This window comes from Micromonospora sp. NPDC048909 (assembly GCF_040649635.1).
GTDB lineage: Bacteria > Actinomycetota > Actinomycetes > Mycobacteriales > Micromonosporaceae > Micromonospora.
Genome location: NZ_JBEZFU010000001.1, coordinates 652237 through 672211 on the forward strand (window position 1 = coordinate 652237; position 19975 = coordinate 672211).

Genomic DNA, 19975 nt, shown 5'->3' on the forward strand with positions numbered 1-19975 from the left:
GCGCCGTGCGGTGTGCCAGCCACCCCCTTCACGGGTGAGCCGTGCAGCCATCCGGATAGCCGAACCCACCGGCACAACCAGATCTCACCCTGACGCCAACAGTCGGGTGACCACGCATGCGGCCTGCCGAGCGCTCAGGGCGTGTTGGGGCTGTTGGTGAGCGTGCCGGCGCGGAGTTGCACCTGGTCGGTCTGCCACTCCTGGCGAGACCCGGGTGGCGGCAGCTCGACTCCGGCGATGCCGGCGGGGGACGAGAACTCCCGACGAAGCTGGTCGATCATCTGCTCGGCCTGCTGTCGCATCGCCGGGGAGTTGTCGGGGCCGTCGAGGCTCAGCCCCAGCACGGCGGCGCCGTCGTCAGTGATCGTGATCATTGCCCACGGGTGTTGCCGGCTGCGCAGGTAGAGCGTGAACGCGTCGCGGCCGCTCCAGCGGAGATCGGCCAGGGCTGCCGCGTCGGCCTCGGTCGGCGGGCCGGCGACGTAGGTGCGGGTGAAGGCGGACAGCCGTTCGTCACCTGGGTCGTCGGTGTCGACGTAGCGGTCGATGAACACCTGCAACACCTCGGGGGTGGGTTGCGCCACCCAGACGTAGACGTCCCAGCAGAGCGACACCAGCTCAGAGTAGGTGGGAACCAGGCGGTGCACGAGTGGCCCTCGACGTCAGGCACATGGCCCGGCGTCGCGCGTCGGCAACTTGTCGGTGGGACCGGCCACGATGTGCCGATGGAGCCAAGGACGATCGTTCAGGAGCTGTGGGATCGCATGCAGGCCCGCGACTGGGGCCGGCTCGGCGAGTTGCTGGCCGACGACCTGGTGGTGGAGTGGCCGGTCAGCGGCGAACGCATCGTGGGCCCGGCGAGCTACGTGGCCGTCAACGCCGAATATCCGGAGGGATGGTCGATCGACGTCCTGCGGATCGTGGCGGAGGGCGAGGTCGTGGTCTCCGAGGTCGAGGTCCCGCACGAGACCATGGGGGTCTTCCGGGTGGCGTCGTTCTGGACGGTGCGCGACGGGAAGGTCGTGGCTGGTCGGGAGTACTGGACGAGTCTCGGGGCGGACCCTTCGCCACAGTGGCGTGCCGCCTACGTGCAGCGGGTGTGATCACGCGCCATTGACCAGGCGGGACGGCCGATGGGCCGTCAGTGCCGCGTGCGGGGCGCGCCGCAGTGGCGTTGCAGCCAGGTGACGACGAGTTCGTCGAAGCCGGGCGCCCGTACGCCGGGTGTGTAGTGGCCGTTGCTCACCTGGGCTTGTCCCTCGCCCGCGTAGATCCGGATGTTGTGGTCGGCGTGCGGGAAGACCACGATGTCGTGCTGCGCGGCGCGCAGGGTCCCGGCTATGACCCGCACACTCTCCCGCACCGGGACCAGCAGGTCGTCGGCGCCGAAGATCGCCAGCAGCGGGCAGCGCAGGGCGCCGAGCGCCGGCGCCGGGTCGTAGTCCGCGATCCCGGCGAGGAAGGCGATCGATCGGGGTGTCGTCCCGGCGAGCAGCGGATACCAGGCGGCGGCGTGCCAGCGTGCCTGCTCGGCGTGCACCCGGGCTGGATCTTCGCCCGCCCGGACCCGCCCGACCTGGTCGTGCAGCAGCGCCACCGCCTGCCGCACATCGGCCTCGGTAAAGCCCTCGGCCGGGAGTTGATGACGCAGCCGGTGCTCCTCCTGGGCGAGCACGTTCACCCCGGGACCGGAGACGCTCACCACCGCCGCCACCGTGTCGTCCACCGACGCCGCGAGTTGGGCCACCCAGCCGCCCTGGCTGCCGCCGACCAGCGCGACCCCGTCCGGCAGCACGTCCTCGCGTTCACGCAGGGCCCGCACCGCGGCTGTCGTCTCCGTGGCCCGGTCGGCGATGGTCTGCCCCGTCCAGTCACCGGTCGAGGCTCCGGAACCCGGCTTGTCGTACGCGAAGCTGGCGAAGCCGGCGGCGGCGAGCCGTGTTGGCCAGGCGCCCTGGTCCCGTCCGCCCGGACCGGAGCCTTCCACGAACACCACCGCCGGATACGGGCCCGGCCACGGTGGTCGGACGTAGTCGCCGACCAGCCTGGTCCCGTTGTTGTCAAAGGACAGCTCCGTGGTCACCGGCGTGAAGAGCACACCGCCAACATAGTCACGCCCGTCGTTGCGGGCCGTGCGCACGCCCTTCAGCGGGCCAACGCCGGTGGTGGGCGGACGCCGCCGGGGCGCCCGCCCTACGCGCGCGGCCGAGGGTGTCAGGCGGTCGAGTTTCCGGTGCTCATGGCCGCCACGAAGATGAGGATGAACCCCAGTACGCCGAGAATGGTGAAGATGTAGCTCAGCACCAGCCCCGCGGTGGCGAGCCCCCCGCCCTGTTCGCCGGTCCGTCGGATCTGCTTCTTCGCGATGTGGCCGAGCACGATGCCGGCGGGCGAGAACACGAACGCGAAGACCAGCGACAGAATTGCCATCACGTTGGTGCCGGCGACCTGCGGGGCGTTCGTCGGCCGCTCGTGTTCTGTGTACGACGGTTGACTCATCGGTCCCTCCCTGGATGTCTGCTGGGAGTTCCCTGATGTCCAGCCGACGTCAAGGACAAACATGGATCTCGATGTCGCCGTCGGTCATCCGGCAGCCGCTTCGGGCAGATCGCGCAGGCGGCGGGCCGGCGAGAAGATCACCCAGAGCACGCCGGCCAGCGCGCCCACCGTCGCGATCCAGAGCGCCTCGCGGATGCCGAGGGCGGCACCGAGGGCACCGCCGATCAGGGCTCCGATCGGCCGGATCCCGTAGTTGATGGTGCGCCGCACACCGGTCGCCCGGGCCAGGAGCGACTCGGGGGTGAGCGCGGTCTGCACCGAGCCGGTCACGATGTCGAGCATCATCACGCCCACCGCGCAGAGGAGCTCGGCGGTGAAGAGCATCCCGAGCACCAGCGGCGTCGGGCCGCCGGCGAGCGGGACGAGCACCAGCGGGGCCGGGAAGAGCACGAAGCCGGCCACCATGGTCGGTCCGATGCCGAACCGGCGCGTCAGCCGGCCGGTGACCGCGGCGCCGAAGAGGCCGCCCACCGCGCCCGCGCCGAGCACCATGCCGAGCAGGCCGGGCGAGAGGTGCAGCTCGCGGGTGGCGTAGAGGACGAAGAGCGCGGCGAACATGAAGTTGAACAGGTTGACCGTGGTGGTGCCGAGCACGATCGCCCGCATCATCGGCGTCCGGGCGATGAACCGGAGGCCTTCGGCGATGCCCAGGCCGGCGCCGCGGGCGGGCGCCGGCTCCGTCGGCCGGATCCGCCCCAGGAAGTACGCGGACCAGACGTACGACAACGCGTCGGCGACCAGGGCGATCGGTGCGGAGAGCAGCTGCACCAGGAGACCGCCGATGCTCGGCCCGGCCACCAGGGACATCGCCCGGCTGCCGTTGATCAGGGTGTTGGCCTCGACGTAGTCCCGGCGCTGCACCACGGAGACGAAGAGCGGTCCGCGGGCGACCTCGAAGAGCACCGCGAGCGTGCCCATCGCGAAGGCCACGCCGTAGAGCTGGGGCAGGGTGAGCAGGTCCAACAGGTAGGCCGCGGGGATCGTGGCCAGCAGCAACGCCCGGCCGACGTCACTGACGACCATGACGCGTCGCTTGTGCGGGAACCGGTCCACCCAGGCTCCGGCGAGCAGCGAGAAGAACAGGTTCGGCGCCAGCAGCGCGGCGGTCAGGTAACCCATCTGCGCCGGCCCCGCGTCGGTGATGAGCACGGCCAGCAGCGGCAGGGCGAGGGTGGAGATCTCGTCGCCGAAGTAGGACACGGTCTGCGCCGACCAGTACCGGCGGAACGTCCGTTCGCGCAGCATCCGGGGCAGCCGGCCGCGCAGGCCCGGGCCACCGGACTCGCCCTCCCCGCCCGCCGGGGTCGAGCCGGCACCGGGAAGGGTGGTCCCGCCCGTTGACGCGGCATCGGCCGGAGTGATGACGGTGGCGGCGAGCGGCGTGCCGGGCAGCTCACCGCTCATCGGGCTTCACCCGACTCGGTCGCCGCGTCGTCCGAGACGGCGGGGGTGTCGCCGAACGACGGAGGCGAGAGCACCGCGAGCTGGATCATGCTGACCCGGCGCCAGCCGGCGGGCCGCTGGGACGGGTCGGTGACCCGGTCGTCGTAGGTGGCGAACAGGGCGCCCACTCGCTCCTTCAGCTCGGCCAGCTCGTCGGCGGTCAGGTAGAGCGACTGGTCGCTGAAGCCGGTGACCGCGCGCCAGGATGTCGGTTCGTCGGCTCGCCGGGCCAGGAACTCCTCGGCCTGTCGGGTGTAGAGGGCGAGCTGAGCGGCGTTCAGTTCGTCGGTGGCCGCCCGCATCTGCGCGTCGTCCGAGTCGTCGTCCCAGGAGGTGCTGCGCGCGGTCGCCCGCCACGGCCGCTCCCTGGCGTCGGCGCCGGGGGCCCGCTCGGCGAGTCCGTACTTGGCGAGCTGGCGCAGGTGGAACGAGCAGCTCGCGACGCTCTCGCCGAGCTGTTCGGCGGCCCGGGTGGCGGTCATCGGGCCCTGCTGGCGGAGCAGCCCGATGAGGGTCATCCGCAGTGGGTGCGCGTAGCCGCGCAGCGCCTTCGGATCGGTCAGCTTCATTCGGGGCAGCGTCATATTCTAAAGCTAGCTTTAGAAAGATAGCTTTAGCAAGCGCCCGAGCGCTTTCGTCCGAGCGACGGCGGGCGGTCAGGCGTAGATGCTCTTGATGTACTCCGGGCCGTAGTGGCTTTCCAGCTCGGCCAGGCTCTCCGCCGGGGCCTCCACCTCCTTGATCAGGCGGGCCCGCGACGGCAGTACGTCCGGCTGCCAGGTCTCCGGCTGCCAGAGCTGGGAACGGAGGAACGCCTTGGCGCAGTGGTAGAAGATATGCTCGATCTCCACCACGATCGCCAGGATCGGGCGGTGGCCCTTGACGACCATGTCGTCGAACCAGGGCGCGTCGCGGACCAGTCGGGCCCGTCCGTTGATCCGCAGCGTGTCGGTGCGCCCGGGGATCAGGAAGATCAACCCGACGTGCGGGTTCTCCAGGATGTTGCGGTAGCCGTCCGCCCGCCGGTTGCCCGGTCGCTCCGGCACGGCGATGGTCCGATCGTCCAGCGCCAGGGCGAACCCGGCGGGGTCCCCCTTCGGCGACACGTCGCAGCTGCCGTCCGCGCCCGCGGTTGCCACCAGCAGGAACGGCGACGCGGCGAGCCAATCCAGGTCCCGCTGGTGTAGCCGGGTGCGTTCCTTGGCAACCGCCCGCGCGTGCGGCGGGCCCAACAGCTCGCGCAGTTCCTCGTGCGAAGTGATCTCCACCGTCACGTGATCCTCCCCGGGGCGTTGACCGTGGTGGCGGGACCACCGTGCGGTGGGCCCGTCCGCCAGCCTAGGAGAGCGTGACCAGGGTGAGGTTTGCCCCTCGGAGGCGGGGGTACCGCCTCACCCGACGCGCCGCGGACCCGACCAGTGGAGGCCGGAGATGGAGAGCCGACTCAAGGTGCTTGGCCATCCCGTCCACCCGATGCTGGTGATGTTCCCGGTCGCCCTGCTGGCCACCGCGGTCCTCTTCGACGTGATCGACACCGTCGGCGGCCCCGACGTCCTCGGCGAGGTCGCGTACTGGAACATCGCGGTCGGCCTGGTCGGCGGCCTGCTCGCCGCAGTGGCCGGCACGTTCGACCTGCTGGCCATTCCGACCGGCACCCGCGCCAAGCGGGTGGCGCTCACCCACGCCGCCGCGAACCTGGCGGTGATCCTGCTCTTCGCCGCGGTCTGGGCGGTCCGGCTCAACGCCGACTCGCAGGCCGCCGGCGGCGCGCTCATCGCCATCGAGGTCGTCGCCCTGGCGATCCTCGGCGTCAGCGCCTGGCTCGGCGGTGAGCTGGTCGACCGGCTCGGGGTGGGCGTCGACGCCGAGGCCGGCCTGGACGCGCCCAGCTCGTTGCGGCCCACCGCGGCCACTCAGCGGATCGGAGAGATGCCATGAGCGAGCGTAGTGAGCCAATCATCGGGCACCAGGCCGCTCGGTCTCATGCGGTGGCCGACCGAACGGAGGCGTCGGCATGAGCGAACAGGGTGGCGGCGGATTCGGCCGGGGCTGGCGGAGTCGGCAGCAGGGCTGGGACCCGATGGGTGAGCTTCAGTCGCTCCGCACAGAGTTGCGTCGCCTGGTCGGCGCCCGGTCCGGCCCGCCCGAGGTGGAGCTGACCGAGACCGCCGAGGGCTGGGAGGTCATCGTCCGGCTGCCCGGGGTGGCGCCGGAGGAGGTGGCGGTCGAGTTGGACGACCGGGAGCTCTGCGTGCGGGCCCGCTCCGAGGCGGAGGTCAACGCCGACCAGGGCATTCCCGGTGGCTTCGAGACCCGAGGCTTCGAATATCGGGTCGACCTGCCGTCGCGGGTGGACCCGAACGCCATCGACGCGGTGATGGACCACGGTCTGCTCCGCGTCCGGCTGCCGCGTGCCGCCCGGCCCAGCACGCGCACCATCACGGTCGGTCGCACCGGCCCCCGCACCGCAGGCAGCGGTACGCCGATGCCGGCCGATCCCGCCGCGGACCGGGAACTGCACCACCCGGACACCGCCGCCGGCGAGATCGACCGGCCGTAGCGGGAGTGGTCGCGCCGTCCCTGCTCGGCCCGGTCGCCGAGCCCGTGCCCGACGTGGCGCGGATCGCCGTGCTGCGCGCCAACGCGCTCGGCGACTTCATCTTCGTGCTGCCGACACTGGACGCGCTGCGCGCCGCGTACCCCGAGGCGGAGATCGTGCTGATCGCCGCGCCCTGGCACGCGAAGCTCTGGCGCGACCGGCCCGGCCCGGTCGACCGGGTGCTGGTCGTGCCGGCGGCCGACGGCATTCGCCGGCCCGAGCCGGACGAGCCACCCGCCGCGATGGCGGACTTCCTGGCCGCGGCCCGCGCCGAACGTTTCGACCTGGCGTTGCAGGTGCACGGCGGTGGCGCGAACTCCAACCCGCTGATCGCGGCGTTCGGCGCCCGGGTCACCGCCGGTTTGCGCGCCGAGTCCGCGCCCCCGCTGGACCGGTGGACCCGGTACGTCTACTACCAGCACGAGGTGATCCGCTACCTGGAGGTGGCCGCGCTGGTCGGTGCTCCGGCCACCACCATCGTGCCCACGCTGGCCGTCACCGCCGCCGACCGGGCCGAGGCTGCCGAGGTGCTCGGTCCCGTGCGGCAGCCGCGGGTGGCACTGCACCCGGGCGCGACCGACACCCGCCGGCGCTGGCCCGCGGAGCGGTTCGCCGAGGTCGCCCGCGAGCTGGTCGGCGACGGGTACGAGGTGCTGGTCACCGGCACGCCGACCGAGCAGGAGGTGGTGGACCGGGTGGTCGCGGCGGCCGGGGTGCCGCTCCGCCCGCAGGTCGGCACGCTCAGCCTGGGCGGGCTGGCCGGTTGCTTCGCCGACTGCGCGCTGGTGGTCTCCAATGACACCGGCCCGCTGCACCTGGCCGCGGCGGTCGGCGCCCGGACCGTGGGCGTCTACTGGGTCGGCAACCTGATCAACAGTGGCAACCCGCTACGCGGCCGGCACCGCCCGATCACGTCGTGGACGGTGCACTGCCCGGTCTGCGGGGTGGACTGCACCCCCGGCATCTACCCGCACCGGTCGGGCGACGGCGAGTGCCCGCACCGGGACTCGTTCGTCACCGACGTGCCGGTGGTCGAGGTGCTGGAAGCCGCCCGGGAGTTGCTGCGCCCGGAGCCCGGCGCGCCCTGAGCCGGGCGCGCCCTGAGCCGGGCTCACGCTGGCTGCGGGGCGTCCTCGTCGGCGAGCACGACCTCCCACGCCTCCACGTCCCGCTCGGTGACGGTGGTCGGCGACTCCAGGTGGTACGCCCCGCTGGGCAGCACGCCCGCGCCGCCGTGCCGGGCCAGCACCGCGAGCTGGGCGGCCACGTCCTCGCCCTGGTGCCGCTCCTGCACCCGCCGCCAGAACTCGAAGCCGCCCGAGTCGACCAGCTTCGCCCGGTCGTAGAGCACGCACCCGCCGACCCAGGAGACCTTGTACGCCCGCCAGGCGCCGGGTGGCAGGGCCAGCTTCCCGGTGACGTGCAGCAGGTTCGCCGCCGAGTGGATCCGCGCCCGGTTCCACTCCGGGGTGCCCGGGCGGATCCGCTCCGGCACGGGCGGGTCGATCCACTCCTCGTAGTGCCCGTGGGTTTCCGGCCGGACGTCGTCGCGGTAGGAGAGACCGTGCACGGCGTTGCCCACGAACCCGCAGCCGAGTTCGGTCAGGGCGGTCACCAGCCGGTGCAGCGTCCCGGGTTCCAGCCAGACGTCGTCGTCCACGAAGAGCACGTAACGGGCGGTCGAGGCGGCCAGCAGATAGGCCCGGTGCTCGGCCAGCCCGCGTCGGGGCAACCGACGGGTGAGCAGCACCGGGTGACCCCGGTGTCGCAACGCGCGGGCCATCGTGGCGGCGGCCGGGTGGGCGAACGCCGGTTCCCCGTCGGACTGGTCGCTGACCACCACGCCGAACCCGGGCACCCCGTCCTGCGCGGCCAGCCCGGCGAGGGTGACCGCCAGCTCGGCGGGGCGGTTCCGGGTCGGGATCAGCACGTCGACCAGCCGGTCGGCGCGGAACTGTTCCGGACTGCCCGGGTCGAGCGGCCGGTTCACGACGGCTTGCTGGTCAACGACGAGTCCGGTTCCCGCTCCTGGCTGTGCGCGCGGATCCGCTCGATGATCTGCGAGGTGGAGCGGTCCGGCACGTAGCCGAGGGTGCGGACCTGGCCGCCCAGCCGGCGGACCAGCGGAGCCTCCGGCACCATCTCCGGAGGGTAGTCGCCGCCCTTGACGTAGACGTCCGGGCGGACGGTCTCGATCAGCGTGGCCGGCGAGTCCTCCTCGAAGACCACCACGTGGTCCACGCAGGAGAGCGCCGCGAGCAGCGCCGCCCGGTCCTCGACCGGGTTCACCGGGCGGTCCGGCCCCTTCAACCGGCGGACGCTGCCGTCGGCGTTCACCGCCACCACCAGCAGGTCGCCGAGCGTACGGGCCTGTTCCAGGTAACGCACGTGCCCGCGGTGCAGCACGTCGAAGCAGCCGTTGGTGAAGACCACCCGCCGGCCGGAGCGCCGGTGCTCGTCGACGATCGTGGCGAGTTCCTCCGACCCGACCACCGCCGGGCTCCCGGCGTCCTCGTTCGGGATCTCCAGCGCGGCGAGCAGGTCCTGTCGACGGCAGACACAGGTGCCGGTGTCCGAGACGGTGATGGTCGCGGCCAGCTGGGCGAGCTGGGCGGCCGTCGGCAGCGGCGCGTCCGCGGCCAGCGCCAACGTCATCGCCGCCAGGTAGGCGTCCCCGGCCCCGACCGCGTGGCTGGCCGGCACGGGGGTGCTGTGGCTACGTCGCGGCTCGCCGTCGGCCCCGCCGACCACCGCGCCCTCGGTGTCCAGGGTCACCGCCACCACGTCCGCGCCGGTGTGCGCGCGCAGCTCGGCCAGGCGCGACTCGGCCAGCACGGCCCGGTTGACGCCCTCACCGGCGGTCGCGTTCACCGTGACGCCGGTGCCGGTCACGCTCAGTCCGTCACCGGTCATCGCCACCCGGCCCTCGCCGGGTGTCGGCTCGCCGGTGGGCCCGATCCGGTCGGCGCGCGCCGCGCCACCGATCGGATCCGCGCCGACCACGCCGTCGAGGCTGCCGGCCCGGGTGACCGCCGGGTCGTCGGGGCCCGCCGACGAGTCGTGCTCGCGGAACGCCCGGGCGCCGGGTGCGGCTCCGACGGTCAGCTCCGAGGGGCCGTCGGCCGGGTCGTGCTCCGGGTGATCGAGGTGCAACTGACCGCCGGCGGTACGCGGGGCGGAGCCGCCCGCGCGGGCCAGCAGCCGGGTCGCCTCGGCGAAGCTCGGGGTCACCACGGTCGGGGCGAGGCCGCGCCAGTCGGCGAGGTCGTGCGCGTCCAGCGCCACCGTGGCGTAGCGCTCCCGGTGGGCGACCAGCCAGGCGCGCACCGGCGCGGGCAGGGCGCCGAGGCCGTAGTCGCAGACGACCAGGGTGGGCGGCTCCCCGCCGGCGGCGGCGCGCAGCTCCTCGGTGGCGCAGTCGAGGGCGGTGAGCAGTCGGGCGACCCCGTCCGCGTCGAGCGCGTCGTCGGGCTCGCCGGAGTCCTCCCGGAGCAGGATCTGGTTCCCGGCCAGCATCCGTCGCTTCACCGGCGTGGGTCGGCCGGGCTGGTTGACCGTGCGGTCCCAGACTCCGGCCCGGTCCAGGCAGTCGTGGACCTCGTCGCCGGCGACGTCGGCGCCGACCGGGGCGACCAGCACCGCCAGCCCACCGAGCGCGGCCACGTTCACCGCGGTGTTCGCCGCCCCGCCGGCCGCGGAGATCCGCCGGCGGAGGGTGAGCACCGGGGCGGGCGCCTCCCGGCAGAGCCGTTCGGACTCCGCGAACCGCCACTCGTCGAGCATGGCGTCGCCGATGACCAGGACCGGCCGTCCCCGCCAGCTGTCCACGACCGTGGCGAGCCGGCGCTGTTCCGCTGCTGCTCCTGCCATGCCCTGCCGGATCCCCCGGGCCTGGTGGGTCAAACCTGGGCCGCCCGTCGACCCCGGTCGATCCCGCCGTGGACCGGCGGGTGGTGGTGGGCGTCACCGCTTGTCTGGTTTCGCCCGGTGCCGCCCGGGAAGGAATTCGGACATACCCCGGGAGAGAGGAGCAGCAAGATGGCAGCGACGACCCTGAGCGGCAAGCGGATCGCCTTCCTCGCCGCCGACGGCGTGGAGGAGGTCGAGTACGTCCAGCCGCGCGAGGCGGTGGAGAAGGCCGGCGCCTCGGTGGAGCTGATCTCGCTGAAGCCCGGCTCGATCCGGTCCTTCAACCATCTCGACCCGGCCAAGCCGTACGACGTGGATGTGACGGTGGCCGACGCGGACGCCGGTGGCTACGACGCCCTGGTGCTGCCCGGCGGGGTGGCGAACCCCGACTTCCTGCGCGGCGATCCGGACGCGGTCCGATTCGTCCGGGCGTTCTTCGACGCGGGAAAGCCGGTCGGTGTGATCTGCCACGGGCCGTGGACGCTGATCGAGGCCGACGTGGTGCGAGGTCGGCGGATCACCTCCTGGCCCACCCTGCGCACCGACCTCGTCAACGCCGGCGCGACCTGGGTGGACGAGGAGTGCGTCACCGACGGCAACCTGACCAGCAGCCGCAAACCCGACGACCTGCCCGCCTTCTGCCAGAAGATCACCGAAACCTTCGCCGCCTGACCCTGGATCCCCCGGTCGATCATGGAGTTGGCCGCTCGACACGGCGGCGCGCCGCCAACTCCATGATCGGCCCCGCTCGGGGTGGGAGGGTTTTTCCCGGTCTCGGCGCATGTTCCGCGCGGGTCGGGAAAGAAGGCGAGATGACCACCGAAGCCTCCGCCGCGCCGGTGCTGAATCGCCAGCAGATCCGGCTGCTCATGATCGGCCTGATGACCGGCATGCTGCTGGCCGCCCTCGACCAGACCATCGTCGGTACCGCCCTGCCGACCATCGTCGGCGAGCTGGGTGGGATCAACCACTACTCGTGGGTGGTGACCGCCTACCTGCTCGCGTCGACCGCGTCGACCCCGCTGTACGGCAAGATGGCCGACCTGTACGGGCGCCGACCGGTCTTCCTCTTCTCGATCGGCGCGTTCCTGGTCGGTTCGTTGCTGGCCGGGCTGTCGCAGAACATGACCCAGCTGATCCTCACCCGGGGCATCCAGGGTCTGGGCGCCGGTGGTCTGATGACGCTCGCGTTCACCATCATCTCGGACGTGGTCTCACCCCGGGAACGGGGCCGCTACCAGGGCCTGTTCGGCGCGGTCTTCGGCATCTCGTCGGTGGCCGGTCCGCTGGTCGGCGGGTACTTCGCGGAGACCAACTGGCGGTGGATCTTCTACATCAACGTGCCGTTGGCCATCCTGGCCATCGTGGTCTGCTACCACGTGATGCGGCTGATCCCGTTCGAGCGCCGCGACCACGCCGTCGACTGGGTCGGCGCAGGGCTGCTGGTCGCCGGGGTGAGCTCCCTGCTGCTGGCGCTGAGCTGGGGCGGCAACGAGTACGCCTGGGGCTCCGGCGTGATCATCGGGCTCTTCGCCGCCGGTGCGGTGCTCGGCGTGCTCTTCCTGCTCCAGGAGTCGCGGGTCGCCGAGCCGATCCTGCCGCTGCGGCTGTTCCGCAGCCGTACCTTCGCACTGGCCAACAGCGGTGGCTTCGTGCTCGGTCTGGTGATGTTCGGGTCGATCATCTTCATCCCGCTCTACCTCCAGATCGTCAAGGGGGCCTCGCCGACCAAGAGCGGTCTGCTGATGCTGCCGATGATGGCCGGCATCATCTTCACCTCGATCCTCACCGGTCGGGCGATGAGCCGGATCGGGCGGTACAAGTGGTTCCCGGTGGCCGGTTCGGTGGTGCTGCTCGCCGGCATGCTGCTCTTCACCCGGTTGCACGTGGACACGTCGCTCTGGGAGGCGTTCGCCTACATGGTGGTGATCGGCGTCGGGCTGGGCCTCTGCATGCAGTCGCTGATCCTCGCGGTGCAGAACGCCGTCGCCGTACGTGACCTGGGTGCCGGCACCTCCTCGGCGACCTTCTTCCGGTCACTGGGTGGCTCGTTCGGGGTGGCGATCCTCGGCACCGTGCTCTCCTCGCGGCTCAACGGCGCGCTGGCCGACCGGCTGCCCGGCGCGATCGCCCAGCTGCCGCCGGACCAGCAGGCCGCGGTACGGGCGAGTGGCGGCGCGAACATCTCGATCAACGACCCGGCGACCATCATGGCGCTGCCCGGGCCGGTCCGGGCAGCGATCCAGAGCTCCTTCGTCGAGGGGTTGCACCTGGTCTTCCTGACCGCGGGGCTGATCGCCATCCTGGCCGTGCTGGTCACCCTCGCCATGCCGAACGCTCAGCTGCGCGGCACCGGCCCGGAGGGCGCCACCGGCGGCGCCGACCCGCTCGGCGGCAAGGCCCCCGCCCCCGGTGGCAAGCCGCTCACCAAGGAGTCGAAGGACGAGGCCATCGCCGACATGGAGGCCAAGTCCCAAACCATGATCTGACCCGGGTGTCGGCCCAGGCTGTGTCGGCCTGGTGATCAAGAGCTTTGCGTCAGGATCCGGTACCGGCCTGACGCAAAGCTCTTGATCACCGGGAGGTCGGGTGGAGCGGGCACCCGGGGGTTACTTGAGGATGAGGCGGTTGGTCTGTTCGAAGACGTCCAGGTCGGCGAGGGTCTCGTGGACGGAGGCCGACAGCGGGGCCGGGAACTGCTCGCGGTGGAAGAAGGCCGCGTCGGTGGTCTCGTCGGTCACCCGGGCCAGCGTGCCGTCCCACTCCTCGACCCGGAACGCGGTGGTGAAGATCTGGTAGGTGTGGCCGTACATGTTGGTGTGGGTGCGGTCCGGGCCGGTGTAGAGGGCGAACGCGCACACCCGCAGCGCCCGCAGGCCGGTCTCCTCGCGGACCTCGCGTACGGCGCAGTCGGCGATCGACTCACCCAGCTCCATCGCGCCGGCCGGCATCGCCCACTGGCCGTTGTCCGAGCGCCGGATCAGCAGCACCCGACCGGCGTTGTCCCGCACCACCGCCCGGGCCCCGACGAACATCAGCGTCCGGTCTCCGGCGAGCGCGCGCAGCTGCCCCACGTACGAGTCGGCCCAGGAGATGCTCACCCGGACAATTTACGAGCCGCGGCCGGGACCGGGCGGATTTCCGGGGTTCCCAACATGTGACCGGCGACACTAGCTTGTGACCCATGCGTAGCACGATGATGGACGCCCCCCTCCAGGTCGCCCGGATCCTCGAACACGGCGCCACCGTGCACGGCACCGCCGAGGTGGTCACGTGGACCGGCGCCGAACCCCGCCGGATGACGTACGCCGAAGTCGGCCGGGACGCCGCCCGGCTCGCCCACGGATTGCGCGCCGAGTGCGGCGTGACCGGCGACGAGCGGGTCGCCACCTTCATGTGGAACAACAACGAGCATCTGGTCGCCTACTTCGCGGTGCCGAGCATGGGCGCCGTGCTGCACACCCTCAACCTGCGGCTCTTTCCCGACCAGGTCGCCTACATCGCCAACCACGCCGAGGACCGGGTGGTGCTGGTCGACACCACGCTGATCCCGCTGCTGGCCCGGGTGATCGGCCAGATGACCACGGTGCGTCACGTGGTCGTGGTCGGCGGCGGCGACCCGGCCACGCTGGTCGAGGCGGCCGGCGACCGGATCACCGTGCACCACTGGGACGCGCTGCTCGCCGACCGCCCCGAAACCTACGACTGGCCCGAGGTGGACGAGCGCGACGCCGCCGCGCTCTGCTACACCTCCGGGACCACGGGCAACCCGAAGGGCGTTGCCTACTCGCACCGGTCGATCTACCTGCACTCGCTGCAGGTCTGCATGCCGGAGGGCTTCGGCCTCGGGCCGACCGACCGGGAGCTGGCCATCGTGCCGATGTTCCACGCGATGTCCTGGGGGCTGCCGTTCGCGGCCTTCCTCTCCGGCGCTTCGCTGATCATGCCGGACCGGTTCCTCCAGGCCGCGCCGATCGCCGAGATGATCGCCGCGGAGCGGCCCACCCTGGCCGGCGCGGTGCCGACCATCTGGACCGATCTGCTGGCCTACCTGGACAGCCACGAGGTGGACACCTCGTCGCTCAAGGAGGTCATCGTCGGCGGCTCCGCCTGCCCGCCGTCGCTGATGCACGCGTTCGCCGAGCGGCACGACATCCAGGTCATCCACGCCTGGGGGATGACGGAGATGTCCCCGCTCGGCTCGGTCTCCCGGCCGCCGGCCGGCGCGACCGGTGACGAGGCCTGGCGCTACCGCTACACCCAGGGCCGGGTGCCGGCCGGGGTCGAGGCGCGGATCGTCGGGCCGTCGGCGGAGCCGCTGCCCGCCGACGGCGTGTCCGTGGGGGAGCTGGAGGTCCGCGGCCCGTGGGTGACCGCGCGGTACGTCGGCGACGAGACGCCCGAGGAGGAGAAGTTCCGCGACGGCTGGCTGCGTACCGGCGACGTGGGCACCCTCTCGGCGGACGGCTACATCACGCTGACCGACCGGGCGAAGGATGTGATCAAGTCCGGCGGTGAGTGGATCTCCTCGGTGGAGCTGGAGAACGCGCTGATGGCGCACCCGGCCGTGCTGGAAGCCTGCGTGGTGGGGGTGCCGGACGAGCGGTGGGACGAGCGGCCGCTGGCCACCGTGGTGGTCCGCGAGGGTGCGACGGTCAGCGCCGAGGAGCTACGGGACTTCCTCTCCGCCTCGGTGGCCCGCTGGCAGCTGCCCGAGCGCTGGGCCTTCATCGACGCGGTGCCGAAGACCAGCGTCGGCAAGTTCGACAAGAAGGTCGTCCGTTCGCGGTACGCCGAGGGGGAACTGACCGTCCGGGAGCTGACCGCGCCGTAACGTTTTCCTGCGGGCTGTCGCCTGTTGGGTAGGAGCACTCCTGAAGACGTTCCTCCCCAGGGGCGGCCCCGGCGTTCGCACCGCGCCGGGGCCGCCCGTTCCATGCGGCGTTACCCGCAATGCCATTATTGCGAGAGTTGTTCGCCTACGTCCCGATGACGCGAAATATTCTCGTCCGGGTCACTGGTCGCTGGTGCTGATCAGCACCTTCCCGACCACGGCGTTCTCCACGGCCTGGTGCGCGGCGGCAGCCGCGGAGAGCGGGTGGTGGTGCAGCGGCAGCCCGGCGTCCTCGCCGACCCGGATGCCAGCCTGGGCGGCGGCCGCGGCCACGTCGACGACCGCCTGCGCCTTGGCCGCCTTCGGCACGGTGTAGACCATCACGAACTGCCAACGGGCGTTCGGCCTCATCAGATCGCGGACGGGCAGGGTCACCTCGGTTCCGCCCTCGTTGGCGTAGACGCAGACCGCGCCGCCGTGACGCAGCACCTGCACGTCGGTGGTCGCGTTCTTCGCCGGGGCGACCTCGACGATCGTGTGCACCCCGTCGGGGGAGATCTTGCGGACCTCCTCGACCACGTCCTGCTCCCGATAGTTGATCACGAAAGAGGCGCCGGCCGCCGCCGCCAGCTGCGCCTTCTCGGCGCTGCTCACCGTGGCGATCACGGTCGCGTCGGCCCATCGGGCGAGCTGGATCGCCGCGTTACCGACCGCGCCGGCCCCGCCCTGGACCAGCACCGTGTGATCGGTCAGCGCACCGGCGCGAAGCGCGTCCGGCATGTACTCGCCGGCGGTCAGGCAACGGTGCGCGGTGAGAAACGGGATGCCGAGGCAGGCGCCCAGGTCGAACGAGGCGTCGCCGAGGCGCACCGTGTGCCGGACCGGGACCACGGTGTACTCGGCGGTGGTGCCCCACGGGCGCTGCCAGGCCGCCTCCCAGAGCCAGACCCGCTCGCCGGTCAGCTCCTGCTCGACGCCCTCGCCGACCGCCTCGATCACCCCGGCGCCGTCCTGACCGGGAATCTGCCAGCCGGCCGGCAACGGGGACTGCTGCCGGCCCTTCCAGTCCGTCGGGTTCACCCCGGAGACGGCCATCCGGACCAGGACCTCGCCCGGCCCGGGCTCCGGCACCGGCCGGTCGACCAACTGGAGCACCGACGGGTCGCCGTTGCGCTCGTACACGATCGCCTTCATCGCGGTCTCCTCACTCCCGACGCATCCCGGGGCCGGAAGGGCGTCGTCGGCTGCGGTACCCGACCGCATCGGGCTCATGCCGATCTTCGCGGCTCCGTAAACCGGACAACCGGGCGACGGGCGGACGGCAGGTGACAGCGGGGACGGCCCGGGTCAGCCGAGCCGGTCGACGGTCTCCGGGGTCAGCTCGTCGATCGAGCCGAGGGTCACCGCGGCGAGCGCCACCGCGTCCGGATCCAGCGGGTACGAGCCGTGCGGCACCGCCACCACCCGCATGCCGGCGGCGGCCGCCGAACGCACCCCGTTTGAGGAGTCCTCCACGGCGACGCAACGGGCCGGATCGACCTTCATCCGCCGCGCCACGGCGAGGTAGACATCCGGCGCCGGCTTGCCGCGCTCGGTCTCCTCGGTGGAGAGCGTCGCGCCGAACGCGTCGGTCAGCCCGGTGGCGGTCAGCGTGGCCGCGATCAACCGGGTGGGCGAGGAGCTGGCCAGCCCCAGCGGCCACCGCGCGGCCAGCCGGCGCACCACCCGGTCGGCGTCGTCGATCAGCGGTACGTGCGCCGCGTAACGCCGGGTCATCTCGTCGACCACCTCGACCGCCACCCGCTCGGCGGTACGCGACACGCCCAGCTCGTCGCTTAGGTACCGGGCCCACTCGCCGGTGCTCATCCCCATCAGCCGGCGCTGGCTGTCCGGCTGCCAGGTGCCCCCGTGGGTCGCCACGTACGCCCGCCGGACCTCCTCCCAGACCGGCTCGGAGTCCACGATCACGCCGTCCAGGTCGAAGACCACCGCATCCGCCACATGCCCCATCCTGCCCGACGGCCGGCTGTCGGTCAGCCGGGCGGGCCGCTGACGCAACCGGGTGCGATGCGGCGGTGGCGGCCCGCGCGGGACGCGGCGGGCTCAGGCCGGCAGTGCGGGTAGGCCGATCGGGCTCTGCGCCGGGATCACCGAGTGGCAGCGCCGGGCGACCGGTTCGAGCAGCTCGCGCAGCCGGTCGGCGCGGTCCGCGCCGAGCGCCTGCCACGGTCGGGCGGCCGCGGCGTCGGTGGCGTCCTCGACCGCCTGGAAGCCGGCCCGCCCGCGTTCGGTGGGCTCGCCGTCGCGGGTGAGCCAGCCCCGGGAGCGCAGCCGGTCGCGCGCGGCGGCCCACTGCTCCTCGCTCCAGCCCCGGCCGAGCAGGTGCTGGGCGGGGATGTCGAGCGCGACCCGCCAGGCCAGCGCCTCCACCGGGTCGAGGTCGGCGGCGACGAGGGCGGCGATGTGCCCGTCGCCCCGGTGCTCGCGCAGCGTCGTGGCGGCCTGCCAGAGCCGGGCCAGCGGGTATTCGCCGGCGGGCAGCGCGGCGTTGGCGGCGCCGAGCACCCGGCCGGAGTTGTCCGCCGCGCCGGCCGCCGCCTCCAGCAGGTCGGCCGCCTCGGTGAGGTGCTCCTCGGGCAGTTCGTAGGTGAACTCGGCCAGCGCCTGCACCGCGCCGGTGAGCCGGGCCCGCAGTGCCTCCTGCGGGGTGGCCAGCCGCCACACGGCCGGCAACGCCCGGGTCACCATCGGCGGGGCGAAGGTGAAGAAGGCGGCGATCACGGGGGCGGCCTCGGTCGGGCCGAGCGGAGCGGCCCGGCCGGCGAAGTAGCCCCGCCAGTAGCCGCGCAGCCCGACCGCCTCATAGGCGGACCGGGCCCGGGGGTGGAAGTAGGTGACCGCGTGCACCGGCTCGTAGTGCGTCCACATCAGTCGGGCGGTGCGCCCAGGTTCGTCCAACGCCGTCACGTGCACCTCCGGGTCCGCATCCGGGTACACCCTGGACGGTGGGGCCGTCCAGGGTGACCACGAACCTACTGGGTGTGTGTGACGGGTTGGAAGCCCTCTGTGGTCAACCGCATCGCGGGAAGTTGACCAACCGGGGCGGCTCGACCTACTGCGCGGCCAGCACGTCCACCACGAAGCGCAGCGGACCGGCCGGCCGGCCGCCCGAAGCGTCGTTGCCGTACGCCAGCTCGGCCGGGATGTCGAGCTGCACCCGGCTGCCCACCGTGACCCCGACCAGGCCCTGGTCCCAGCCCTTGATGACCTGCCCGACACCGATCGGGAAGCTGGCCGGCTGGCCGGTGTTCCAGGACGCGTCGAACTCCTTGGCGTCCTTGTAGAAGACGCCGACGTAGTTCGTGGTGATCGTCTGGCCGGCCTTCACCGCCGGGCCGGTGCCCTTGATCAGCGGGGTGACGGTCAGCTTCGTCAACTCGCCCTTGCCGGCGGTGACCGTCGGCTTGGTGCCCAGCGCCGGGTCGGCGCCCTCGGGCAGCTGCGGGGCGGGCGGCGCGCCGGGCGACGCGGCGGCGTCGCCAGCCGGAGCGGTCGCCGACGGGGACGCGTCGGCCTGCGGCGCGGCGTCGTCGTCGCCCCCCTGGCCGACGATCACGAAGACGGTGACCAGCACCGCCACCACGGCCAGGCCGGCGAGCCCGCCCAGCCACGCCTGCCGGCGGCGCTTCGCCTCGGCCGCCTTCTGCGCGGCCAACTGGGCGGCCAGCCGCCGCTCCGACTTGGTCCGGTTCTGCGTACGCTCGCTCACGGCGTCGACTCCCTGCTGCGAAGGTGTGGCCGGCCCGGGGCCGGGGGGAAAGTCGACGCACACGGTACCCGCCCGGACGTCAACCGTGCCCTCCCCGGACCAGTGTTGATCACTGGGCGCGTCGCGGTGGCCCCGCCTATCCCGGCACCACCATGAAGTCGGTCACGAACGAGGTGACCCTGCCGTCGGCGGACCGGCCGATCCAGGTGCCGTAGCAGCCGTCGCCCCAACCGGAGCTGACCGTGACGACGTTCGCGCCGGTCGCCTCGTCCAGCACTGCCGTGATCAACCCCGGCACCGGCGCCGTCGGCAGCTCATCCGGGATGAAGACCTCCTCGACCTGGTCGTACTCCCAGCCTTCCAGCACGCTCAGCGCCGCCGGGTCGGCGAGCGTGCCGGTGCCGGCGTCCACCCCGTAGCCGAAGTAGTCGTCCGCGCCGAGGGTCGAGGAGTCCTGGTCGCCGACCAGCGCCAGCTCCCAGCGGACCGTCGGCTCGTCCGACACCACCAGCTCCAGCGCGGCCACCCGCCGGTCCACCTCGGCGTCGTCGCGGAGCACCGCGGCCACCCAGGCCCGGGCCGGGTAGCTGCCGGGAGCGACCGTGACGGTGAACGGTTCGGCCTCCGGGCAGACCAGCGGATCGCAGCCCACCACCCGGCCGGTCGGCAGGACGATGTCGCCCACCGGGTACGCCTCGACCACGTACGCGCCGTGCTCGTCGGCGAAGCGGGCACCGGGCGTCAGCAACCGGTCCAGGTCAGGGGTGTACGGCATCGGGTCTCCTCCGGTGGCGGATGGCCGGCGGAGCGTACCCGGAGGGGACGACCGGCCCGCGGCCGGAACCGGACAGTCGGCACGCCA

20 protein-coding genes and 1 pseudogene are annotated in these 19975 nt (G+C 72.6%); 7 read left to right on the forward strand and 14 right to left on the reverse strand.

Features of this window, described 5'->3' with window-relative positions; genetic code table 11:
- Positions 1 to 134 precede the first annotated feature (134 nt).
- A complete protein-coding gene (locus AB0C04_RS03135; RefSeq protein WP_357047408.1) occupies positions 135 to 614 on the reverse strand; it encodes a hypothetical protein in 480 nt (159 codons plus the stop codon).
- Positions 615 to 725: 111 nt separating this feature from the next.
- Between AB0C04_RS03135 and AB0C04_RS03140 the strand changes: the two genes are divergently transcribed.
- The gene (locus AB0C04_RS03140) at positions 726 to 1103 is read left to right on the forward strand and encodes a nuclear transport factor 2 family protein (protein ID WP_357047411.1); all 378 of its coding nucleotides are present in this window, start codon (positions 726 to 728) and stop codon (positions 1101 to 1103) included.
- Positions 1104 to 1141: 38 nt separating this feature from the next.
- On the opposite strand, the gene AB0C04_RS03145 is transcribed toward AB0C04_RS03140, so the two are convergent.
- The 5 genes and pseudogenes from AB0C04_RS03145 to AB0C04_RS03165 form a co-directional block, all read right to left on the reverse strand.
- A complete protein-coding gene (locus AB0C04_RS03145; RefSeq protein ID WP_357047414.1) occupies positions 1142 to 2098 on the reverse strand; it encodes an alpha/beta fold hydrolase in 957 nt (318 codons plus the stop codon).
- Positions 2099 to 2214: 116 nt separating this feature from the next.
- A pseudogene (locus AB0C04_RS03150) lies at positions 2215 to 2439 on the reverse strand (DUF4190 domain-containing protein); the annotation flags it as partial.
- Between the two features lie 144 nt (positions 2440 to 2583).
- Entirely contained in the window at positions 2584 to 3804 is a 1221-nt protein-coding gene (locus tag AB0C04_RS03155; protein WP_357049084.1) for an MFS transporter, read from the reverse strand.
- A gap of 155 nt (positions 3805 to 3959) precedes the next feature.
- The gene (locus AB0C04_RS03160) at positions 3960 to 4586 is read right to left on the reverse strand and encodes a helix-turn-helix domain-containing protein (RefSeq protein ID WP_357047417.1); all 627 of its coding nucleotides are present in this window, start codon (positions 4584 to 4586) and stop codon (positions 3960 to 3962) included.
- Between the two features lie 72 nt (positions 4587 to 4658).
- Positions 4659 to 5276 carry a pyridoxamine 5'-phosphate oxidase family protein gene (locus AB0C04_RS03165; RefSeq protein WP_357047420.1) on the reverse strand — a complete coding sequence of 206 codons (618 nt, stop codon included), beginning with the start codon at positions 5274 to 5276 and terminating at the stop codon, positions 4659 to 4661.
- A gap of 157 nt (positions 5277 to 5433) precedes the next feature.
- Here AB0C04_RS03165 and AB0C04_RS03170 point away from each other — a divergent pair, with 157 nt between their 5' ends.
- From AB0C04_RS03170 to AB0C04_RS03180, 3 genes are all read left to right on the forward strand, one after another.
- The gene (locus AB0C04_RS03170) at positions 5434 to 5940 is read left to right on the forward strand and encodes a DUF2231 domain-containing protein (protein ID WP_357047423.1); all 507 of its coding nucleotides are present in this window, start codon (positions 5434 to 5436) and stop codon (positions 5938 to 5940) included.
- A gap of 76 nt (positions 5941 to 6016) precedes the next feature.
- The gene (locus AB0C04_RS03175) at positions 6017 to 6562 is read left to right on the forward strand and encodes an Hsp20/alpha crystallin family protein (protein ID WP_357047426.1); all 546 of its coding nucleotides are present in this window, start codon (positions 6017 to 6019) and stop codon (positions 6560 to 6562) included.
- A gap of 5 nt (positions 6563 to 6567) precedes the next feature.
- On the forward strand, positions 6568 to 7689 hold the full coding sequence (locus AB0C04_RS03180; protein WP_357047429.1) for a glycosyltransferase family 9 protein: 1122 nt from the start codon (positions 6568 to 6570) through the stop codon (positions 7687 to 7689).
- A gap of 23 nt (positions 7690 to 7712) precedes the next feature.
- On the opposite strand, the gene AB0C04_RS03185 is transcribed toward AB0C04_RS03180, so the two are convergent.
- Positions 7713 to 8591: a glycosyltransferase family A protein gene (locus tag AB0C04_RS03185; protein ID WP_357047432.1), complete on the reverse strand. Its 879-nt coding sequence runs from the start codon at positions 8589 to 8591 to the stop codon at positions 7713 to 7715.
- On the reverse strand, positions 8588 to 10471 hold the full coding sequence (rfaE2, locus tag AB0C04_RS03190; RefSeq protein ID WP_357047435.1) for a D-glycero-beta-D-manno-heptose 1-phosphate adenylyltransferase: 1884 nt from the start codon (positions 10469 to 10471) through the stop codon (positions 8588 to 8590). The genes AB0C04_RS03185 and rfaE2 overlap by 4 nt, the downstream gene beginning before the upstream one ends.
- A 168-nt stretch (positions 10472 to 10639) precedes the next feature.
- Between rfaE2 and AB0C04_RS03195 the strand changes: the two genes are divergently transcribed.
- Positions 10640 to 11182, forward strand: a complete 543-nt coding sequence (locus AB0C04_RS03195) for a type 1 glutamine amidotransferase domain-containing protein (protein ID WP_357047438.1) — start codon at positions 10640 to 10642, stop codon at positions 11180 to 11182.
- 140 nt (positions 11183 to 11322) lie between these two features.
- Complete coding sequence (locus AB0C04_RS03200) at positions 11323 to 12999, forward strand: MDR family MFS transporter (RefSeq protein WP_357047441.1); 1677 nt, start codon at positions 11323 to 11325, stop codon at positions 12997 to 12999.
- 120 nt (positions 13000 to 13119) lie between these two features.
- Here AB0C04_RS03200 and AB0C04_RS03205 read toward each other — a convergent pair whose 3' ends face one another.
- On the reverse strand, positions 13120 to 13611 hold the full coding sequence (locus tag AB0C04_RS03205; RefSeq protein ID WP_350867935.1) for an NUDIX domain-containing protein: 492 nt from the start codon (positions 13609 to 13611) through the stop codon (positions 13120 to 13122).
- A 98-nt stretch (positions 13612 to 13709) separates the two neighbouring features.
- Here AB0C04_RS03205 and AB0C04_RS03210 point away from each other — a divergent pair, with 98 nt between their 5' ends.
- Positions 13710 to 15344, forward strand: a complete 1635-nt coding sequence (locus AB0C04_RS03210; RefSeq protein ID WP_357049087.1) for a fatty acid--CoA ligase — start codon at positions 13710 to 13712, stop codon at positions 15342 to 15344.
- Positions 15345 to 15524: 180 nt separating this feature from the next.
- Here AB0C04_RS03210 and AB0C04_RS03215 read toward each other — a convergent pair whose 3' ends face one another.
- The 5 genes from AB0C04_RS03215 to AB0C04_RS03235 all read right to left on the reverse strand — a co-directional run bounded on the left by AB0C04_RS03215 (position 15525) and on the right by AB0C04_RS03235 (position 19888).
- Entirely contained in the window at positions 15525 to 16538 is a 1014-nt protein-coding gene (locus AB0C04_RS03215; protein WP_357047445.1) for an NADPH:quinone reductase, read from the reverse strand.
- Between the two features lie 153 nt (positions 16539 to 16691).
- Positions 16692 to 17345, reverse strand: coding sequence for an HAD family phosphatase (locus AB0C04_RS03220; RefSeq protein ID WP_357047447.1), 654 nt, complete (start codon positions 17343 to 17345; stop codon positions 16692 to 16694).
- A 102-nt stretch (positions 17346 to 17447) separates the two neighbouring features.
- The gene (locus AB0C04_RS03225; RefSeq protein ID WP_357049090.1) at positions 17448 to 18272 is read right to left on the reverse strand and encodes a hypothetical protein; all 825 of its coding nucleotides are present in this window, start codon (positions 18270 to 18272) and stop codon (positions 17448 to 17450) included.
- Positions 18273 to 18456: 184 nt separating this feature from the next.
- Positions 18457 to 19113: an FKBP-type peptidyl-prolyl cis-trans isomerase gene (locus AB0C04_RS03230; protein ID WP_357047451.1), complete on the reverse strand. Its 657-nt coding sequence runs from the start codon at positions 19111 to 19113 to the stop codon at positions 18457 to 18459.
- A gap of 136 nt (positions 19114 to 19249) precedes the next feature.
- Positions 19250 to 19888, reverse strand: coding sequence for a DUF4241 domain-containing protein (locus AB0C04_RS03235; protein ID WP_357047454.1), 639 nt, complete (start codon positions 19886 to 19888; stop codon positions 19250 to 19252).
- Positions 19889 to 19975 lie beyond the last annotated feature (87 nt).